General features: G+C 68.6%; 1 protein-coding gene. It reads right to left on the reverse strand.

What is annotated here, in order from left to right; genetic code table 11:
• Positions 1 to 5279: RHS repeat protein (locus UK12_RS44645; RefSeq protein WP_052682370.1), on the reverse strand; the 5279-nt coding region annotated here is incomplete at its 3' end.
• Positions 5280 to 5484: the final 205 nt, after the last annotated feature.

A 5484-nucleotide genomic window follows, 5' to 3' on the forward strand; every position in this document is an offset into this window, starting at 1 on the left:
GATGCGGTGTCCAGGGTGAGCTCGTCCGCGCCGATGTTCAGCGTGGTCTTGCCCGGGTCTCGGCGGATCAGCTGGTTGCCGTCCGCGTCGTACAGGTACGACGTTCCCTGGGACTGCCCGGTCTTGGTGACCGAGTCGAGCTTGTCCTCACCGTTCCAGGTCAGGGTGGTGGTGCCGGTGGTGTCGGTGACGCTGGTGGTGTTGCCCATCGCGTCGTACTGGTAGGTGGCCGCCTTCGTGTCGCTGGCCGACTTCGTCGAAGTGGACAGCAGGGCGTGCGGGCCGCCGGTGCCACCGCCGGTGTTCGGCGCGCTGGTCGGCGTGTTGACCGACTTCGCGGCACCGAACGTCTGGGTGGTGGTGATGTCGTTGGCGGTGTTGCCGCTGACGTCGTGCTGCACCAGGGAGGAACGGTTTCCGCTGGCGTCGTAGCTGTAGGACTGCCAGTACGGTGCCGGTCCCCCGACGGTGGTCTTGGCCGGGGCCGTCACACCGCTGGTGGGGCTGGTGTTGGTGCATCCGCCGATGCCGGGGACGGACGGTGCGGCCTTGGTGCTGATGCCCGCGGTGTCGGTCCAGGCGCTTGCCAGCCGGCCCAGGTAGTCGTAGGTGAAGCACTGGGTGTCGGTGGCGGAGGCGTTCTGCAGGTCGGACACCGAGGTGGTCTGACCCGCGGGGTTGTAGGTGTAGCTGGTCTGGTCCAGCGACGTGCTGCCGGTCTGCCGGTCGAGGAAGGACTGGATCACCCGGCCCGTCGCCCAGTCGTAGTTCTGGGTCGAGACGACCTGGGTGCCGAAGTCGCCCACGGTCGTGCGGGTGGGTCGGCCCAGGGCGTCGTACTGGACGTCGGTGACCAGGGTGCTGTTACCACCCGAGGCCCACAGTAGACCCGTGTGGCCGTGCACGTAGTTGACGCCTTCGGCGGGCAGGCCGCCCACCGCCGGCAGATCGGTGTGCATCAGCGAGCCGAGCACCGGCGTGTACTGACTGGCAGTGGTGTATGTGCCTGCCAGGGCGCCCTCTGAGGAGGGGATGGTGACGCTGGTGCCGGTCGGCCGGTACATGGTGTCGTACCCGGTGACGGCCTGCGTGTAGGCCTTGCCAGTCGCGCCGCCCACGTAGCGGGTGGAGGAGACGGGCTGACCCTTGGCGTTCGGCAGGGTGTCGTACGTCCAGCCCGCAAGCTGGTTGGCCGGTGCCACACTGCCCGCGTACATCCCGGTCTTACGCCCGAGAACGTCGTAGGTGTACGCCAGCATGTTGCCCTTGGCATCCGTGGTGGACGCGATCTGCGACGCGACGTCGTACGTGGTGCCCGTCGTACCGGTGTCCGGGTCGGTCACCGAGGTCTGACGGCCCCGCAGGTCGTACCCGTACGTCCAGGAGTTGCCCGACGAGTCGGTGCGCGAGGAGGGGTTTCCGGCCGCGGTGAAGGCGTACGTGGTGATGTCGGCATCTGCCGCGTTGCCCGTGGCCTTGCCACCGTGGTACTGCCACAGGGCGGTGGTGCGTCCGCGTGCGTCGGTGAAGGTGCTGGTCGCGGTGGAGCCCTGGGGCGGGGTGACGTCGATGCGGTCCGCGCCCGGGTACGCGGTGGTGGTGGACCACTGCGGCTGGGCGTAGGACATGAACGCCTGGGTCAGCGGACGGCCCATGCCGTCGTAGGTGGTCCAGGTCTGCGCGGGGACCTGCGAGTCCTGCGGGGCGTAGATCGTCCCGTTCGGCTGGTTGGCACCGTCGTAGTACGGCTGCGAGGCCTTGATGACCCAGCCATGTGAGTCGTACGCCGTGTCCGTGATCAGGCGTCCGGCGAGGACACCGATCGGGGTGCTCTGGGTCTGGCGCACCCGGCCCAGGCCGTCGTACAGCTCGTTGCTGGTCTGGTAGCTGCCGTCCTCGTTGACGGTCTGGGAGGTGACGACCGTCGGGGCGGTCACACCGTTGATGGAGTAGGAGTACTTGATGTTAGGGCCGAGGCTGGTCGCCCGGTCGGGCTGCCAGACGGCGGTCAGCCGTCCGAGTCCGTCGTACTGCTCGGTTGTCGCGTTCCCGTTCGCGTCGGTGGACACCAGGGGAAGGCCGTGACCGGGGTCGTAGGTCTTCGTGGTCGCCCAGGAGGCGCCCATCGGACCGGTCACGGTGGCCTTGGTCGGGACGGCACCGGTGGCCGGCGAGTACGTCGTGCTGGTCGTCGCGCCGTCGGGACCAGCTGTCGAGGCAACCCGGCCGTAGGCGTCGAAGGTGGAGGTGGTCAGACTCGCGAACTGCGCCTGGCCGCCGGTGTCGTAGGAGCTGATCGCCTGCGTGCCGGTCGGATCACCCGTGGCGCCACTCTGGCCGAACGGCTGGCCGTCGTACAGCGTGCGGGTGTCCTTGACGGTGTTCGTCGCGTTCATCGTGGTGCCGCACGAGCCCGCGACCGAGCGCACCTCGGACACCAGCCCCAGCATCATCGGGTTGCTGCCGGTGGCGTAGCTCGTGGTGGTGCAGACCTCGGGTGCGGCACTCGTGCCGTCGCCCTGGTCGTCCGATTGGACGAGTCGGTTGGCGTTGGCGGGGTCCGTGGTGGAGATGATGCTGGTGATCCGCCAGCTGCCGTTGGACAGTTGGGACCACGAGGTCTCGGTGCTGCTGGTGCTGCCGTAGCGGGCGACCAGGTCCGGCATCCCGTTCTGCTGGTGGTGCGTCGCGGTGGTCACCGAGCCCGCGGTGACGGTAGCCGAGGCGCTCACCACGGAGCCGCCCGCCTGGGTGAGCGTCCGGCCACCGAGGATGCTGCCCGAGCGCCAGTTGTCGTCCGTGGCCGTGATCGGGGCCGCCCCGGTGTACGGGGTGAACGAGCCCGAGACGCTTCGGATGGTGCCGTCGGCGAGATGGTCGCCGTTCATGCCCCGCAGGTAGGTACTGAGCGTCTTCGTCTTGGGCGCCTCACCGGAATTGCCGCTACCAGTGGTCGTGACGACCGTCTGGTAGCCGCGGAAGTCGTCCCAGGTACGGGTCTTGGGGTCGGTGAACTCGGCATCGTCGCGGTGCCAGGCGGCGCCACCGAGGTAGCTGTAGTCGGTGACCTTGATTAGTGACGTACCGGTGATGGCGTCCTGCTCGCTCACCTCCGTCACCAGGTACTTGTTGAACCAGTCGCTGACGGGCGTGGTGGAGGAGGAGCCGGGCAGGTACCAGTGCACCGGCATGCACGCCATCGTGTTGGAGTCCTCGGACCCGGGCATGTGGTTGTTCACGCGCGAGCACTCGGGCGCGGCATAGACCACGTTGATCTGGCCGCCGGTCTCCGTGGTGATCTGCTGGATCCGCGGCCGGTAGAACGCTGGCGCTGCCGGCACCAGGCCGTCCACCCGGTTCGCCAGCTCACGGGCGGTGAAGGTCACCGCAGGAAGCGTCACCGCCGCCTGGCCGTCCGTCCCCGTGCGCTGGATCGAGGCCAGCCACAACGACGGCTTGGTGCCATCGCCCGGGTCGGGAAAGGTGTGGTTCAGCGCCCAGGAGTCCACCGTCGTGTAGGTGCTGCCCACCAGTACCTGCGTACGGATCTGCGACAGCATCGACGACGACCAGTACGACGGCGAGTAGTTCGTGCAGGTGCCGGTCGAAGCACAGTTCTGGTCCAGCGGGGAGTCCGGCCAGTTCGCCTGGTTCGCGGTGGTGCGTTGCGCGGTCGTACAGGTCACGCTGCCCGAGGGGGTGCACCGCTCTTCCGTGACGAACAGCACCTTGGCGGCCGCGTTCGCCGCCCCGTTCGCGGCTATCTGGTCGGGCAGCCGCTGGCCGTAGCCGATCTGCCTCAGCTCGGCCGAGCGGACGTACTTGGTCAGCGTGCCGCTGCCGTTGTTCTGTCCGCCGCCACGGCTGTAGTAGTTCAGAACCTGCTGGTACAGGTAGTTGGTCAGGTTCTGGTGCGGATCCACGACGTAGTCGAGGTTCCACCGCCAGCCCTCCTGGCACCACGAACCCGTGCCGGTGGAGGAGTTATAGCAGTCGTCCCCGCTCTTCGGCGAGTAGACAGGCGTGTACTCCACCGAGTTCGCCGCCCGGTCGCTCTGGTTGCCACCGGGCAGGTGGTTCACGCCGAAGTAGTACTGCGTCCCGTCGGTCGTGGTGATGCGCCAGTACTCGCCGTTGCGCGCCTCGTTCGCCGCGCCCGACAACTGCTCGACCTTCGAACCGTCATCGCCCTGGATGTGCCAGACACCGGTGGTGTCGTCCCGCACCAGGGTGCCGGAGTGACCGGCGAGGCTGAGCCTGGCGTTCTGGCCCGCCCAGCACTGGTCCCCGGAGTTGGTGATGCCGTCGTTGTTGCAGCTCTGGTAGGACCGTTCGACGAACCCGGGCTGGTAGTCCCAGCCCTCGCCGACCCAGGATGCCTGCGCGTTCTGTGCCGAGGTCTTGCCGTCGACGCCCGAGGAGTCGTATGACAGCGCCACCGACGGCGCCGCACCACCGATGGAGGGCGGAGTCTGGATCGGGTAGGAGTAGGAGAAGTCACCCACATTGGAACCCGCGCCCCACGCCGTCGACGGCGACAGCGGCGAGGCGGAGTAGCCGCCCATCGCACCGCCCGACGACGCGGTGGCAGCCAGCACCATCGTCCGCGGCGCGGTTGCCGCCGAGCTCTCGGTGAAGGCCTGGAGCTCGGGGGAACCAGCACGGGCCGACGGCGAGGCCGGCACTGCTGCAGCGTCCCAGCTGAAGGCCCGGGAGTCGGCCGAACCACCATGGGCCGATGGCGAGGCCGGCACTGCCGCAGCGGCCTCCTTGGCGGTGGGGAGCGTGACCTCGGCGGTCAGCACCCCCGACTGCGGATCCACCTCCGAGGCGACCGGCGTCTGCTTCTGACACTCGGTCCTGTCGGGTGTGGTCAGCGCACAGGCCGGCAGGGCCACCAGACGTGCCCGGTCGGCCCAACCGGCACCCTGGAGTGCCTTGAGGTCCAGCGCGACCTTGACCGTGTGTCCGGCCGAGGCGGCGGCCTGCGTGTCCGTCAGCGCCACCACCGGGCCGGCCACACCGGCCGAGTCACCCTTGTCCGCGCCGGCCATGACGACCTGCACGGCGTGCGTTGGATTACCGCTGCCCGCCGCCAACTTGACGGGCAGACGTCCTGCCTGGACGGCCTGTCCATCGGTCAGCGTCACCGACGCCGATCCGGCTGCCACCGGAGCCGACAGCGTGGACGGGTTGTAGTCCTTCGGCACCGGGAACGCCGGAGCCTTCGGCTTCGCCGGCGCGAGGTTCTTGCCCTTGACGGACTTCTGCCCTGCCAACGGTGTTTTCGGCGTCCAGACCTTCCCGTGCGGCCGCCGTGCCGCCAACGCTTCGGCCGATGGGACCGACACCATCGTCATCAACACCGCCAGCAGGCTGATGATCCCCAGCCACCGGTGCCTTCCCCACAACCATCTACCAACCGGCGTCTGCCGGTGCCAAGCCCCCACGGAGCATCTCCTGCGCGTCACATTGGATTCACAA

This window comes from Saccharothrix sp. ST-888 (assembly GCF_000955975.1).
Classification (GTDB): Bacteria; Actinomycetota; Actinomycetes; order Streptomycetales; family Streptomycetaceae; genus Kitasatospora.